The 13,307-nt window shown below is 67.7% G+C and carries 11 protein-coding genes and 2 pseudogenes; 7 read left to right on the top strand and 6 right to left on the bottom strand.

What is annotated here, in order from left to right:
- Nucleotides 1-60: 60 nt before the first annotated feature.
- The 3 genes from aroQ (at nt 61) to ACNJ7E_RS23630 (ending at nt 3,476) form a co-directional block, all read left to right on the top strand.
- Nucleotides 61-501, top strand: a complete 441-nt coding sequence (aroQ, locus tag ACNJ7E_RS23640) for a type II 3-dehydroquinate dehydratase (protein WP_005248177.1) — start codon at nt 61-63, stop codon at nt 499-501.
- Nucleotides 502-507: 6 nt separating this feature from the next.
- Nucleotides 508-2,442, top strand: coding sequence for a sugar phosphate isomerase/epimerase and 4-hydroxyphenylpyruvate domain-containing protein (locus ACNJ7E_RS23635; RefSeq protein WP_418341098.1), 1,935 nt, complete (start codon nt 508-510; stop codon nt 2,440-2,442).
- Nucleotides 2,443-2,702: 260 nt separating this feature from the next.
- Nucleotides 2,703-3,476, top strand: a complete 774-nt coding sequence (locus ACNJ7E_RS23630) for a M23 family metallopeptidase (RefSeq protein WP_105417192.1) — start codon at nt 2,703-2,705, stop codon at nt 3,474-3,476.
- Nucleotides 3,477-3,492: 16 nt separating this feature from the next.
- Here the strand turns inward: ACNJ7E_RS23630 and ACNJ7E_RS23625 are convergent, their stop codons facing one another.
- Nucleotides 3,493-4,506, bottom strand: a complete 1,014-nt coding sequence (locus tag ACNJ7E_RS23625) for a LacI family DNA-binding transcriptional regulator (RefSeq protein ID WP_280782350.1) — start codon at nt 4,504-4,506, stop codon at nt 3,493-3,495.
- Between the two features lie 72 nt (nt 4,507-4,578).
- Between ACNJ7E_RS23625 and ACNJ7E_RS23620 the strand changes: the two genes are divergently transcribed.
- Both ACNJ7E_RS23620 and ACNJ7E_RS23615 read left to right on the top strand, forming a co-directional pair.
- Entirely contained in the window at nt 4,579-5,766 is a 1,188-nt protein-coding gene (locus tag ACNJ7E_RS23620) for a phytanoyl-CoA dioxygenase family protein (protein WP_280782351.1), read from the top strand.
- A gap of 70 nt (nt 5,767-5,836) precedes the next feature.
- Complete coding sequence (locus tag ACNJ7E_RS23615; RefSeq protein ID WP_280782352.1) at nt 5,837-6,703, top strand: sugar phosphate isomerase/epimerase family protein; 867 nt, start codon at nt 5,837-5,839, stop codon at nt 6,701-6,703.
- A gap of 40 nt (nt 6,704-6,743) precedes the next feature.
- On the opposite strand, the gene ACNJ7E_RS23610 is transcribed toward ACNJ7E_RS23615, so the two are convergent.
- Nucleotides 6,744-7,793: a LacI family DNA-binding transcriptional regulator gene (locus ACNJ7E_RS23610; protein ID WP_418341097.1), complete on the bottom strand. Its 1,050-nt coding sequence runs from the start codon at nt 7,791-7,793 to the stop codon at nt 6,744-6,746.
- Between the two features lie 237 nt (nt 7,794-8,030).
- Here ACNJ7E_RS23610 and ACNJ7E_RS23605 point away from each other — a divergent pair, with 237 nt between their 5' ends.
- The gene (locus ACNJ7E_RS23605) at nt 8,031-9,500 is read left to right on the top strand and encodes a sugar porter family MFS transporter (protein WP_280782354.1); all 1,470 of its coding nucleotides are present in this window, start codon (nt 8,031-8,033) and stop codon (nt 9,498-9,500) included.
- Nucleotides 9,501-9,576: 76 nt separating this feature from the next.
- Nucleotides 9,577-9,975: a hypothetical protein gene (locus tag ACNJ7E_RS23600; RefSeq protein WP_418341134.1), complete on the top strand. Its 399-nt coding sequence runs from the start codon at nt 9,577-9,579 to the stop codon at nt 9,973-9,975.
- A gap of 375 nt (nt 9,976-10,350) precedes the next feature.
- Here ACNJ7E_RS23600 and ACNJ7E_RS23595 read toward each other — a convergent pair.
- The 4 genes and pseudogenes from ACNJ7E_RS23595 to ACNJ7E_RS23580 all read right to left on the bottom strand — a co-directional run.
- Nucleotides 10,351-10,758, bottom strand: a pseudogene (locus tag ACNJ7E_RS23595) (DUF222 domain-containing protein); the annotation flags it as partial.
- On the bottom strand, nt 10,751-11,752 hold the full coding sequence (locus tag ACNJ7E_RS23590) for an ROK family protein (RefSeq protein ID WP_280782356.1): 1,002 nt from the start codon (nt 11,750-11,752) through the stop codon (nt 10,751-10,753). The pseudogene ACNJ7E_RS23595 and the gene ACNJ7E_RS23590, both read right to left, overlap by 8 nt.
- The gene (locus ACNJ7E_RS23585) at nt 11,749-13,140 is read right to left on the bottom strand and encodes an NAD(P)/FAD-dependent oxidoreductase (protein ID WP_280782357.1); all 1,392 of its coding nucleotides are present in this window, start codon (nt 13,138-13,140) and stop codon (nt 11,749-11,751) included. The genes ACNJ7E_RS23590 and ACNJ7E_RS23585 overlap by 4 nt, the downstream gene beginning before the upstream one ends.
- 66 nt (nt 13,141-13,206) lie before the next feature.
- Nucleotides 13,207-13,307: pseudogene (locus tag ACNJ7E_RS23580) on the bottom strand (methylmalonate-semialdehyde dehydrogenase); the annotation flags it as partial.

Here is a 13,307-nt window from a genome sequence, read left to right as displayed (position 1 = left end):
GCGCTGTATCCTGGGTGCGAACTAACTCACTAGTTCGTACAAATGGAGGTAAAGCGCGCGATGACCGCTCCCGGACCGATCTTTGTTCTCAACGGCCCCAACCTGAACCTGCTGGGGCAACGGCAACCCGAGGTGTACGGGCGGGAGACGCTCGACGACGTGGTCGAGTTGTGCCGCACGGCTGCTGCGAAAGCCGGACGTGAGATCGTCGCGCGGCAGTCCAACCACGAGGGCCATCTGATCGACTGGGTGCACGAGGCCCGGACCACGGCGTCGGGCGTCGTGATCAACCCCGGCGGTTTCACGCACACGTCGGTGGCGTTGCGCGACGCCCTGGTGACGCTCGAGGTGCCGCTCGTCGAGGTGCACATCAGCAACGTGCACGCCCGCGAGGAATTCCGGCACCACTCGTACGTGTCCGGAGTCGCGACCGGTGTGATCGCCGGACTCGGCATTCTCGGCTATGCGCTGGCCGTCGACTTCATCTGCAACAAGGGCTGACGCCACATGGGACGACAGGTTCGTACGAGCGTTGCCACGGTATCCCTGAGCGGATCGCTGGAGGAGAAGGTCACCGCGATCGCGGCAGCCGGGTTCGACGGATTCGAGGTGTTCGAACCCGATTTCGTGAGCTCGCCGTGGTCGCCGCGTGAGCTGGCTTCCCGCGCAGCGGATCTCGGACTCACCCTCGATCTGTATCAGCCGTTCCGCGATCTGGACTCCGTGGACGACACGACGTTCGCTCGCAACCTGATCCGAGCCGAGCGCAAGTTCGACATCATGGAGCAGCTCGGCTGCGACACCCTGCTGGTGTGCTCCTCGCCGTTGCCCGAGGCGGTGCGGGACGACGCCCGCCTGACCGAGCAACTCCACACCCTCGCCGAGCGCGCACACAGCCGGGGACTCCGCATCGCCTACGAGGCGCTGGCCTGGGGCACGCACGTCAATACGTACCGGCACGCGTGGAAGATCGTGCAGGACGCGGATCATCCGGCCCTCGGCACCTGCCTCGACAGCTTCCACATCCTCTCCCGCGGCGACGACCCGTCCGGCATCCGTGACATCCCGGGGGAGAAGATCTTCTTCCTCCAGCTCGCCGACGCGCCCCGCATGTCGATGGACATCCTGCAGTGGAGCCGGCACCACCGGAACTTCCCGGGGCAGGGCAACTTCGATCTCGCGACGTTCGGCGCGCACGTCCAGGCCGCCGGATACACCGGACCGTGGTCGCTCGAGATCTTCAACGACACGTTCCGGCAGTCGTCCACGGGCCGCACGGCAGCCGACGCTCACCGCTCGCTGCTGTACCTCCAGGAGGAGGTCGCACGCGTGCAGGCCGAGCACGGTGAGGACACCGGGCGCGGTCTGGCCCTGTTCGAGCCGCCGCCGCGCGCACCCCTCGAAGGCATCGTGTCGCTCCGGCTCGCGGCCGGTCCCGGCAAGGATTCCGACCTTCGGCAGGCGCTGCAGCACATCGGATTCCGTCTGGTGGGCCGCCACCGCAGCCACGACCTCCAGCTGTGGCGGCACGGCCGGATGACCATCGTGGTGGACGCGACCGCGGGCACCGTGTGGACCGCTCCGGGCCTGCCTGCGCACCTGCCGGTGCTCACCCAGATCGGTATCCGGTCGAGCGATCCCGATGCGTGGGGTGAGCGCGCCGCGGCGCTCGAGGTCCCGGTGCACGAGGTCCTATTGCCCGGTGTGGACACGGCCCCCGAATCGGATGTGGTGCGTCTGAAGATCACCGATGCGACGTCGCTGGATCTGCGCGGCCCGGGCAGTGCCGCCTCGTGGCAGTCGGCGTTCGATCTGTATCCGACGGAGTCGCGCTGGCAGGACGAGGTGCCCGTGTTCACCGGGGTCGATCACGTGGCGCTCGCCGTGCCGTCCGACAACTGGGACGGCATCATGCTGCTGCTCCGTTCGGTGTTCGCGATGGCGCCGCACGAGGGCCTCGACGTCACCGACGCGGTCGGCATGATGCGCAGTCAGGCCCTGACGATGGATCAGACGGGTGCCGACGGCATCGACCGTCCGCTGCGCATCTCCTTGAACATGGTTCCGGGTGCGGTGTCGGGCAACTCCCACATCGCCGCGGCCCGGCGCGGCGGCATCAGCCACGTCGCGTTCTCGTGCACGGACATTTTCACCGCCGCCGCGACCATGCAGTCCAACGGGTTCGAGGCCCTCGTGATCTCGCCGAACTACTACGACGATCTCGAGGCCCGCTTCGGACTCTCCCGCGAGCTCCTGGACCGGATGAGTGGGTCGGGCATCATGTACGACGCCGATGCCCATGGCGAGTTCTTCCACCTGTTCACCCAGACGGTGGGCGCCGATCTGTTCTTCGAGGTGGTGCAACGCGTCGGCGGCTACGAGGGTTACGGGGACGCGAACTCCGCGATGCGTTTGGCGGCGCAGCTGCGGGCCGCCGGCTGAGCGGTTGATTCGAAGGTCACGGAGCCCGCGGTCACGACCGCGGGCTCCGTGACTTCTGACACTTCTTGTGCGTGACCACTGTCGTCGATGTGCGCTCACGGGGTGCATGTGACTGATGAGACCGGAAAATCCGGTTCGGGACGCGAGATCGCAGCACATTCGTCAATGCGACGCGCAGGATTTAGCCCGATCCGTACTAACCTGTGTCGAAACCGTGACCGTTTCGTTATCGATCACGAACTCGACAGAGGAATGTGGTTTTGGCTCTACACCCGAACACCGTCCCGCACGCCCGGCGCACCCGGCGCCTCCGTTCGACAACGACCTCCCGTAGACGGCTGGTCGCGACCTCGCTGGCGGCCGCTGCACTGCTCGCATCCGGGGGGATCGCCTCCGCGGCCACCGGTGAGGTAGCGCAGGCGTCGACCGAGACAGGCGTGTCTCTCTCGACACCGCCCCAGTTCCTACAGGTCACGCGCCCAGTGCCCGTCGACTACGCCGAGCAACTCCAGCGCGCCGCCCAGCGTGAGGTCGAGCGGCTCGCGTTCGAGAAGGCCGAGGTCGAGCGGCTGGCTCGCGAGGCCGCAGAACAGGCTGCACGCGCGGCTGCGGCCGCGGAAGCGGCACGCCGACCCGCTGTGCTGGTCCCGGCCGACGGCACCTTCACCTCGGGCTTCGGTCCGCGGTGGGGCACCAACCACAACGGCATCGACATCGCCAACTCCATCGGCACCCCGATCAAGGCCGTCACCAACGGCACTGTGATCGAGACCGGTCCGGCGTCGGGATTCGGATTGTGGGTCCGCATCCAGCAGGACGACGGCACCACCGGCGTGTACGGCCACATCGACCAGTCATTGGTGTCGGTCGGTCAGCAGGTCCGGGCCGGCGACCAGATCGCCACCATGGGCAACCGGGGTCAGTCGACCGGCCCGCACCTGCACTACGAGGTGTGGGCGGTCAACGGAACCAAGATGGATCCGGCGGGCTGGTTCCAGTCCCGCGGCGTGCCCGTCCCCCAGGGGCAGGGCTAGGCGCTGATCCACGCCGTCAGGGCTGGTTGTACGGGGTGACCACCCGGATGGGTGAGGCGGCGGTCGCGACACCGCCGAGCGCGCCCCGGGCCTGCAGCAACATGCGGCACGCCAGATGGGCGTCGGCCCGCAGATCGTGGTGCAGCACGGCGGAGAGCGTGCCGGCCCGCAACAGCCGCGTATTGTCCTCGTCGAGGTCGTGGGCGATGAACACGCGACAGGTGCGGCCGGTGCGTTCGAATGCGCGGGCCGTGGCCACGTTGCCGCCGCCGATCGAGTAGACGGCCGCGATGTCCGGGTTCTGCTCGAGCGCCCGGAGCACCAGGCTCTCGATGGTCGCGTCGAGCCCGTCGCTCTCCGCGATGTCGATCACCGCACGGTCGGTGCCGAAACTTCGCAGTGCGGCTCGGAACCCCATCTCCCGTTCCTCCTCGCCACGGAAGGCATTGCTGCTCAGCGTGATCAGGACGGCGGACGACAGGTCGCCGAGCCACTGGTCGACGAGGTACGCGGCAGTCGCCCCCGCGGCCCGGTTGTCGATCCCGACGTAGCCGGCCCGCGAGCTGCCCGGCACGTCGGTGGCATAGGTGACCACCGGTATCCCCGCCGCGGTGAGCCGGTCGATGGCCTCGACGACCTCGACGGAGTCGGGCGCCTTCACGATCACGCCCTGTGTGCCGCGGGCCCCGATCCGATCGAGGGTCTCGACCATCGCCGGTGTCGAGCCGGTTTCCCGGAAATGGAACCGCGATCGCACGACGGCGGGGGCGAGAGCGGGCAGTTCCGCCTCCACGGCCGCGCGGAACGCGGTGGTGAAGCGTTCGGGGGACTGCATGACGACGTCGACGAGGAACTTGCGTCCACTCAGCTTCAACTGGGTGCGTTGTTTGTCGAGATCGCGGATCGCTTGCTGCACTTCCGCTCTCGTCGATTCCCGTACGCCGGGGCGTTCGTGGAGCACGCGGTCGACCGTGGCCTCGCTCAATCCCGACTGCTGGGCGATCTCACGGACCTTGTAGCGGTGCTTCACGGCCGCCTCCTGAGGTGAAAATGATGGATTTCTGCTGTTGTTTGCCACTCACATCACGGCAAGACTATCTCCATGACCATCACGACTCCTCCGCCGACCGGCCGGCGTGAGTGGATCCGCGACTCCGACTGCGACCTCGACGCGTTTCGCGTCTCCGTGGATCGCTCGACGAACCTCGCCGACTACCCGTTCGCTCACTCCGTGGAGCAGAACGTCCTGCTGTACCGCAGTGACTTGCTGAAGCCCCACCTCGACGACGCGCAGTCCCGCCGCGCCGTGCAGACCGAACTCGGGCGCGCGCTCACGGACGGTCCCGGAATCGTGTTGTTCCAGAATGCCTTCAGTGATCTCGGCGTACTGGATCGCGCCACGGAACAGTTCGACCTCCTCATCGCGCAGCAACACGCGTCGGGTGGTGTGGTGGGTGACCACTTCGGCAAGGTGGGCGCCAACGACCGCATCTGGAACGCCGCGCAGAAGCTGGCTTTCGGCGCCCCCGATGTGTTCGCCGAGTACTACGCCAACGACATCCTCGCGTTGATCTGCCAGAGCTGGCTGGGCCCGCTGTATCAGGTGACGTCGCAGGTCAACGTGGTCAACCCCGGCGGCGCCGCGCAGGTGCCGCATCGCGACTACCACCTGGGCATCGTGCCCCGGCACGAGCTGGCCGAGTATCCGGCGCACCTGCATCGGATGTCGGCCACGCTGACACTGCAAGGGGCGGTGGCGCACTGCGACATGCCCGTCGAGAGCGGTCCCACCCTGTACCTGCCGTACTCGCAACTGTTCGAGGCGGGCTACCTGGCGGTCTCCCTACCGGAGTTCGTCGAGTTCTTCCGCGCCAGTCATGTTCAGCTGCCGCTGAGGAAGGGCGACGCGGTGTTCTTCAACCCGGCGCTCTACCACGGCGCAGGCCACAACCGTTCGGACGCGATCCGGCGGATGGCCAATCTGCTCCAGGTCTCGTCGCCGTTCGGCAGGGCGATGGAGGTGCTGGACCGGGAGGGCATGGCGAACGCCGTGTACCCCGCCCTGCTGGCACTGCAGAGTGCCGGGGCGAGTGAGCGCACCCTCCGCAATGCCGTCGTCGCGACGGCCGAGTGTTACCCGTTCCCCACCAATCTCGACCACGATCAACCGGTGCACAGTCTCGCGCCGGCCACTCAGGTGGACACGGTGTGGGAAGCGTTGCGGGAGAGCGTCGATCCAGTGGTACTCGCAGAACGTCTGGTCGCGCAGACCGCCCGGCGACAGCCGTGAGCGGGATTCCCGACGCGGCCACATTGTCACTACAACAGCACCGACCGGTGCGATGGGATGAAAGAGGACAATGACGATTCGACTTGCAGGTGCGCCCATTTCGTGGGGAGTGTGTGAGGTGGAGGGCTGGGGTCACCAGCTCGGCCCCGACCGGGTGCTCACCGAGATGCGTGACGCCGGCCTGGCTGCCACCGAACTGGGTCCGGACGGATTCCTCCCCTCGGATCCGTTCGAGCTGACGGACACTCTCGCCCGGTACGACCTGACTGCGGTCGGGGGATTCGTTCCGGTGCTGCTCCACGATCCGGATCATGACGCGGTCGCTGCGGTCGGCGGGGCGATCGAGTCACTCGTCGCGTCGGGGTCGGAGGTGATGGTCCTGGCGGCGGTGACGGGAGCCGTCGGTTACGATTCGCGACCGGAACTCGACGACTCGGGATGGAAGACGTTGTTGCGCAACCTCGACCGTCTGTCGTCGGCCGCTGCCGACCGCGGGCTCCGGGCGGTCATCCACCCCCACGTGGGGACGATGATCGAGAACCGTGCCGAGGTGGACCGCATCCTGGACGGCTCGTCGATTCCGCTGTGCCTGGACACCGGGCACCTGCTGATCGGCGGCACCGACCCCCTCGACCTCGTCACCACGGCCCCCGAACGAATCGCCCACGCGCACCTGAAGGATGTCGACGCGGCGCTTCTCGCGCGGGTCCGGGTGGGCGAGCTCACCTACACCGAGGCTGTCGCGCAGGGGATGTACACGCCACTGGGCACCGGGGACGTGGATATCGCCGGGGTGGTCGAGCGGCTGCAGAATCAGGGCTACGACGGCTGGTACGTCCTCGAACAGGACACCATTCTCTCGTCGGAGCCGGAGGACGAAGGTCCCGTGCGCGACGTGGTCAGGAGCGTCGAATACCTGAGGAGCATCACGCGGTGAGGCCGTCGCCTCTGCGCTGAATCGTGCCGGCGGGGCGCGGCTACGACCGGGCCGGACCGGNGCCGCGCACCACCAGGTGGGGGTCGATCACGAAATCCTGCGGGTCGAGGTCGTCGTTCTCGAGCCGGCCGATGGCGAACTGCACGGCGTGCCGCGCCAGGCCCTCCGTGTCCTGCCGCACGGTGGTGAGGTCGATCCGGTACAACTGGGCAAGGTGGCTGTCGTCGTACCCGACGATCGAGATGTCTCCCGGCACGTCGACGTGAGCGCGGGTGAACACGTCCATGAGACCGATGGCGCAGCGGTCGTTGCCGGCGAGCACGGCGGTCGGCAGGCGGTCCTCGGCCAGCAGGGTGTTCGCGGCGGCGATGCCTGCGTCCTCGGTGTGCTGGCCGGGAATGACGCGAATGTGGTCGGAGAGGTCGTGCCTGCGCATCGCCGCGAGGTACGCGCGACGCCGTTCGGGTGAGCCCGGGTCCGCGCCGCCGTCGACGTGCACGATCTCGCGATGCCCGAGTTCGACCAGGTGGTCGACGGACTGCCGGATGCCCTTGGCGTCCGCTGTCCGCACGGTGTCGACGGCGGTGTGAGGGAGTGCGCGGCCGACGACGGTGACGACGGCACGGTCCGCGAGCGTGCGCAGATACGCCACCTCGGAGAGCGGGCCGAGCAGGATCAGGCCCTCGCACCGGTGGCTGAGGAGGGCTTCGATCGCCTTGTGTTCGTCCCGGGTGGGTGCGCTCGCGGAAAGCAGGACTTCGTATCCGGCGGCCTCCGCCTCCGCGTAGACGGTTCCGATCAGGTCGGCCTGGAACGTCTGGTGGACGTCGATGAGCACGCCGAGGGTGCGGCTGCGGCCGCGCGCGAGCATGCGGGCGGCCCGGTCGAGCCGATAACCGAGGTCGTCTGCAGCCTGGAGGACGCGGTCCCGGGTTTCGTCGGACGCTCCGGGCTTGTTGCTGAAGATCAGTGACACCAGGGTGCGCGACACCCCGGCCCGCGTCGCGACATCGGCCATCGTGGGGCGTCGGTGCAGGCCGGCCGGTAGCCGCTCCGCACCGTCGTGCGCGGCGGCTCGATCGTCGAGCATCTCGATCTCCCTCGGTTGCGTCGTCAGGGGGCATTCTCACGCAGCCCGATCTCTGCCCTTGACACCCTCTGTGATTCACATCATAGTAGATAACTGAAGCGCGTTAGTGAAGCGCTTCAGTTCAGCAAAGTACGCCCCTTCGGCTGCATCGAGCCGAGCGCACTCGGGCGGTATCGACACGTGAACTGATCTTCCGTGTCGCGATGCGTGAGCATTCCCCAGAAAGGCCAACACCTGATGTCGACAACCCACTCGGCTGCCAGTGCCCGCGGAAGCGGCGGCGCTGCGCGCAACGAGCGCAGTCACAAACGCTTCCTGACCAAGCTCACCGTCATCTCCACGCTCGGCGGCCTGTTGTTCGGCTACGACACCGGTGTGATCTCCGGTGCGCTGCTCTACATGAAGGACGAGCTGAACCTCAGCGCCGTCGGCGAAGCCACCGTCGTGAGCTCGCTGCTCTTCCCGGGGGCCGCCGTCGGTGCGCTGCTCGGAGGCCGGCTGTCGGACGCTCTCGGCCGCAAGCGCACGCTCCTCGTCTGTGCGGGTCTGTTTCTCGTCGGCGCCCTCGGGTGTGCGATGGCCCCCAACGTGGAGATCATGGTGCTGGCGCGGATCGTCCTCGGTCTCGGTGTGGGCGCCGCCGCCGTCACCTGCCCGCTCTACCTGGCCGAGATGGCGCCGGTCGAGCGTCGCGGGCGGATGGTGACCATCAACGAACTGATGATCGTCACCGGTCAGATGCTCGCCTTCTCGATCAACGCGCTACTCGATCACCTCATCGAGGATCCGACGGTGTGGCGGTACATGCTGGCCATCGCCTCGGTGCCCGCAGTTCTACTGATGCTCGGCATGCTCGTGCTCCCGGATTCACCGCGCTGGTACGCGTCGAAGGGCCGGCTCACCGAGACGCGCAGCACCCTCGAGTTGAGCCGCAGCGAGTCGGAGGCCGCAGTCGAGTACGCCAGCATCAGCCTCCATGCCGCCCGCGACCGGAACTCGAAGGTCAGTGGCGCCGTCCACTATCTGCGCGACTACCCGTGGATGCGCCGGATCCTCTGGATCGGCTGCGGTCTGGCCATCGTGCAGCAGGCGACGGGCATCAACACGGTCAACTACTACGCCCCGACGATCCTGGAACAGAGCGGGTTGGGTGTCAGCGCGTCCCTGGTGGCCACCATCGCGGTCGGTGTCACGTCGGTGGTCATGACAATTCTCGGAATCATCCTGCTGGGCTACGTGAATCGTCGCACGATGCTGCTGACCGGTTTCATTGGTGTGGCATCCTCGCAGGCCGCGTTGTCGCTGGTGTTCCTGCTGCCCTCGTCCACGGGTCGCAGCTACATCATCCTCGCCGCGATGATGGTGTTCGTCGCCTTCGTGCAGTGCTTCATCGGAACCTGCGTGTGGTTGCTGCTCTCGGAGATCTTCCCGATGGCCATCCGCGGGTTCGCGATGGGCATCGCGGTCTTCGTGCTCTGGACGACGAACGCCTTGATCTCGTTCGTCTTCCCGATCCTGAACTCCGTCCTCGGGTCCACCGGAACGTTCGGCCTGTTCGTCCTCGTCAACCTGGTATCGGTGTACTTCGTGTACCGCTTCGTCCCGGAAACCAAGGGGCGCAGCCTCGAAGAGTTGGAGGACCGCCTCGGCGCAGGCAGGCCCGACGCGTCCGCCGCGGGCACCACCGCCGCCGTCGCCGCCCACTGATCGCACGCTCTCACGCACCGGTGCCGCCGCCTTCGGGTGGTGGTGCCGGTGCGTGGTGGTGTGTGGCTCGTCTCCCGTGCAGTTCGTTCAAGTATTTCGCGTCCTGCTGGTCGTGGGAGCGCTCGGTGAGCAGTCGGAGGGTACGGGAGCGCTGTACCCCTCGGATGTGGTTGTGGGTGAGTTCGATTGCTGCCCCTTCGGGTTCGGTTCGGATGATGTCGCCGCGCGGTGTGGTCCATTCGAGGTTCCCTGCCCCGGTCTGGCGCACGGTTCAGGAGCCGTCGGTTTTCAGCCGGTGGTGGCGTCGGCACAGGCACGCGAGATTCGACTCGACGGTGAGACCACCGTTCTCGGGGTGGTCGAACGGCGTCGTGTGGTCGATGTCGCGAGCCGCGCCGGGACCTGGCAGTTGGGGAAGCGGCAGTTGCCGTCGCGGGCCCGGATCCTGCGGCCGAGAGCCGTCCCCGGTGCGTAGGTGAGTTCGGGTTTGGTTGCTGTGTTCCGGATGTAGGTCACGGGTATGCCGTGAGTCTTCTGAACGGGACTGATCCCGAGGACGTGCCCACCTGCGTCGCCTTCGGTGGCCATTGTGTGGATGCGCTGGAAGACACCGTCGGCGGCCAATGTACGCGCGGAGTCCGCTGGGGGTACCTCCCTGTACGAAGTACTTGGGGGCAGATCGGCCCGTATCCCTCGAGGTGGGCGGGAAGGTCGTCGAGTCCGAGGAGCGTCGAGGCGTTGACGACGACCTGAATGAGAGGTGCCCGCCGTGTCCCCGCGGTGGCGACACGGGCCGGGCACTGTTCCCGACCGCAGTGGCACGTGAGGTGCCCGGTGCTATCTGGGGGTACCTCCCTGCACGAAGTGCTTGGGGGACGAGGGTAGTGAGAGCGTCGGCTCGCCGCTGGGGGAGTGTACGCGGGTCGTCGGCGCATACGTCGTGGATCGACATCTCCCGCAACCGCATCGCGAGGGTGTGGGCGTCGGCTGCGGGAAGGTGTCCGTCGAGGTAGGCCATACCGTTCTCCGCGGGGCGGATCCATACGTCGCGATCGGCGACCGCGAGTGTGCTGCGGTGGGCGATGCTGTCGGGGTCGTGACGGGCGATGAGGTATGGGAGCCGGAGTGGGCCGGGTTGATGCCGCGGCGCTCGTCCTCGTCGCAGCAGAGGTCGTAGAACTCGGTAACCGCCACAACTTGGCGGGCCGATGCGGCCGCGCCCGTGAGTGCTCGAGGAGTCCAGAGACTCGTCAACCACGCACGGGGAGCGGAGCTCCGCTCAGCAGCGCGTCCCTTGCCATCGTGGCGGCCCCGATCCGCTGGGCCGATTCGCCGAGTTGGGTTTCGCGGATGCGGGCGAGGGGGCGGTGTCCGGAACCGGTTGCGAGAGAGGCGTAGACGTCGCGCGCGTGGTCGAGGAACAGCGGAGCCGAGCCACTGACGCCACCGGAGACGACGACGAGATCGGGGTCGTAGACGTCACCGACCATGGCGAGTCCGACGCCCAGCCACCGGGCGAACTCCTCCATGGTGCGGACGGCGAGGGGGTCGCCGTCCCGCGCGGCGCTCGCGATACGGCGGCCGGTGAGCGATCCCGGATCGCTCGCGACCTCGCGTGCAAGGACCGTCGAACTCGTCGGGTCGGCGGCGAGGAGTTCGATGGCCGTGTCGACGAGCGCGGTTCCGCTGCAATACCGTTCCCAGCACCCCCGTTTGCCGCACGCGCACGGTCTGCCGCCCGGGACCACCTGGAGGTGGCCCAGTTCGGGAGCGACGCCGTAACTGCCGCGGTAGAGCGTGCCGTCGATGAGCAGCGCCGCACCGATGCCGGTGCCGATCGCGACCATCACGACATTGCGACCACCGGCGGCGGCACCGAACCGGTGCTCCGCCCACGCCGCCGCGTTCGCGTCGTGTTCGAGGACCACCGGCAGTCCGAGCCGGTCGCTCAGATCGTTCGCGACCGGCACGTTCTTCCACGGCAGGTGCGGGGCGAAGCGCACCGTGGTGAGGTCGGAGCTGATGAATCCGGCCACGGCGAGACCGACGGCGGCGATCCGATGACGGGACGCGAGCTCGCGGACGGCGCGGTCGAGCGCGTCCTCGAGGGCTTTCGCCGACTGCGGTGTGGGTGCCTGGACGGAGTCGAGTACCTCGCCGGTCTCGTCGACCACGCAGGCACGGATACTGGTACCACCGACGTCGATGCCGACGGTGAGAGCGGAAGCAGGCACGGAGGGGACGGTACTCACCGTGCGGAGGCCGTCGCCGCCTCGGGTACCGCCCGGGAAGAATCCTCCCAGGCATCGAGCCGGTTGATCGCCGTCCTCGCGACCACCTGTTGCTCCGTGACCGCCAGGTGTCCCCGGGTCCTGCCCAGGAACGACCATGTCCAGGACATGGCGGTCGCGAGTCGGCTCTTGAATCCGACGATGTAGACCAGGTGGATCAGGAGCCAGAGCAGCCAGGCGAGCAGCCCGGTCAGTTGGAGGCGGCCGACCTTCGCGACCGCGTGGAATCGGGAGATCATGGCCATGCTGCCCTTGTCGGTGTAGCGGAACGGGGTGCGTTCGGGCTTGTCGCGACCTTTCCGGTGGGCCCGCACCTCCGCGGCGATCAGCTGCGCGGCGTAACGGCCGCCCTGGATCGCGACCTGCGCGACACCGGGAAGGCCGTCGCGGTTCATCATGTCCCCGACGACGAAGACGTTGCTGTGGCCGGGCAGTGTGAGGTCGGGTTCGACGAGGACACGGCCCGCGCGGTCGGTGTCGGCGCCGGTCTGTTCGGCCAGTTGCCGGCCCAACGGACTGGCTGCGACACCTGCGGACCAGATCTTGCAGGCGGCCTCGATCCGCCGCTCGACGCCGTCCTGGTCGCGGACGGTGAGTCCGTCGTCGTCGACGTCGGTCACCATCGCGCCGAGCTGGATCTCGACACCGAGATCCTCCAGCGTATCGGCGGCAGCTCGACGCAGCTTCTCGTCGAAGGGCGGGAGCACCGTGGGCGCCGCGTCGAGGAGGATGATCCGCGCCTCACGGGGATCGATGGTGCGGTAGGCGCCGGCGAGAGTGCGGTGCGCGAGCTGGGCGATCTCGCCGGCCATCTCGACTCCGGTGGGCCCGGCGCCGACCACGACGAACGTCAGGAGTCGCGCCCGCTCGGCGGGGTCGGCGCTCACCTCGGCGCTTTCGAAGGCGCCGAGGATGCGGCCGCGCAGCTCGAGGGCGTCGTCGATCGTTTTCATGCCGGGTGCGTGTTCGGCGAAATGGTCGTTGCCGAAATAGGATTGACGGGCACCTGCCGAGACGACGAGGCTGTCGTACTCGGTGACGGTGGTGCGGCCGCGGTGTGTGGACGTGACGGTCCGGTCGGCGACGTCGATCTTCTCGACTCCGCCGATCAGGACGGACGCGTTCTGCTGGTCCTCGAGGACGAGTCGCGTCGCGGGCGCGATCTCACCCTCGGACAGGATTCCCGTCGCCACCTGGTACAGCAACGGCTGGAACAGGTGGTGTGTCGTGCGATCGATCAGAGTGACATCGACGTCCGTCCGTTTCAGAGCCTTGGTGGCGAAGAGGCCGCCGAATCCCGATCCGATGACCACGACCCGATGACGGCGGGCGAGAGAGGTGTCGCTCATGAAGTTCCTTTCGATCGAACGGACTCCGCGCCGGACCGCGGACGGTCCGGCGCGGAGAACCAGTACCTATGCGTTCTGGGGGAAGCCGAGGTTGAGTCCGCCGTGGCTGGGGTCGAGCCAGCGGGTGGTGACGACCTTGCCGCGGGTGAAGAAGTGCACGCCTTCGG

This window comes from Rhodococcus mengyinensis (genome assembly GCF_048381435.1).
Lineage (GTDB): Bacteria > Actinomycetota > Actinomycetes > Mycobacteriales > Mycobacteriaceae > Rhodococcus_F > Rhodococcus_F opacus_D.
The sequence above is the reverse complement of the archived record's forward strand: the minus strand, read 5'-3'. Positions and strand labels throughout refer to the sequence as shown.

Bases quoted from the DNA above. Each gene is read 5' to 3' on its own strand.
- ACNJ7E_RS23635 (WP_418341098.1), top strand. From the start codon at position 508: ATGGGACGACAGGTTCGTACGAGCGTTGCCACGGTATCCCTGAGCGGA.
- ACNJ7E_RS23585 (WP_280782357.1), bottom strand. From the start codon at position 13,140: ATGAGCGACACCTCTCTCGCCCGCCGTCATCGGGTCGTGGTCATCGGA.
- aroQ (WP_005248177.1), top strand. From the start codon at position 61: ATGACCGCTCCCGGACCGATCTTTGTTCTCAACGGCCCCAACCTGAAC.
- ACNJ7E_RS23620 (WP_280782351.1), top strand. From the start codon at position 4,579: ATGACCATCACGACTCCTCCGCCGACCGGCCGGCGTGAGTGGATCCGC.
- ACNJ7E_RS23605 (WP_280782354.1), top strand. From the start codon at position 8,031: ATGTCGACAACCCACTCGGCTGCCAGTGCCCGCGGAAGCGGCGGCGCT.
- ACNJ7E_RS23615 (WP_280782352.1), top strand. From the start codon at position 5,837: ATGACGATTCGACTTGCAGGTGCGCCCATTTCGTGGGGAGTGTGTGAG.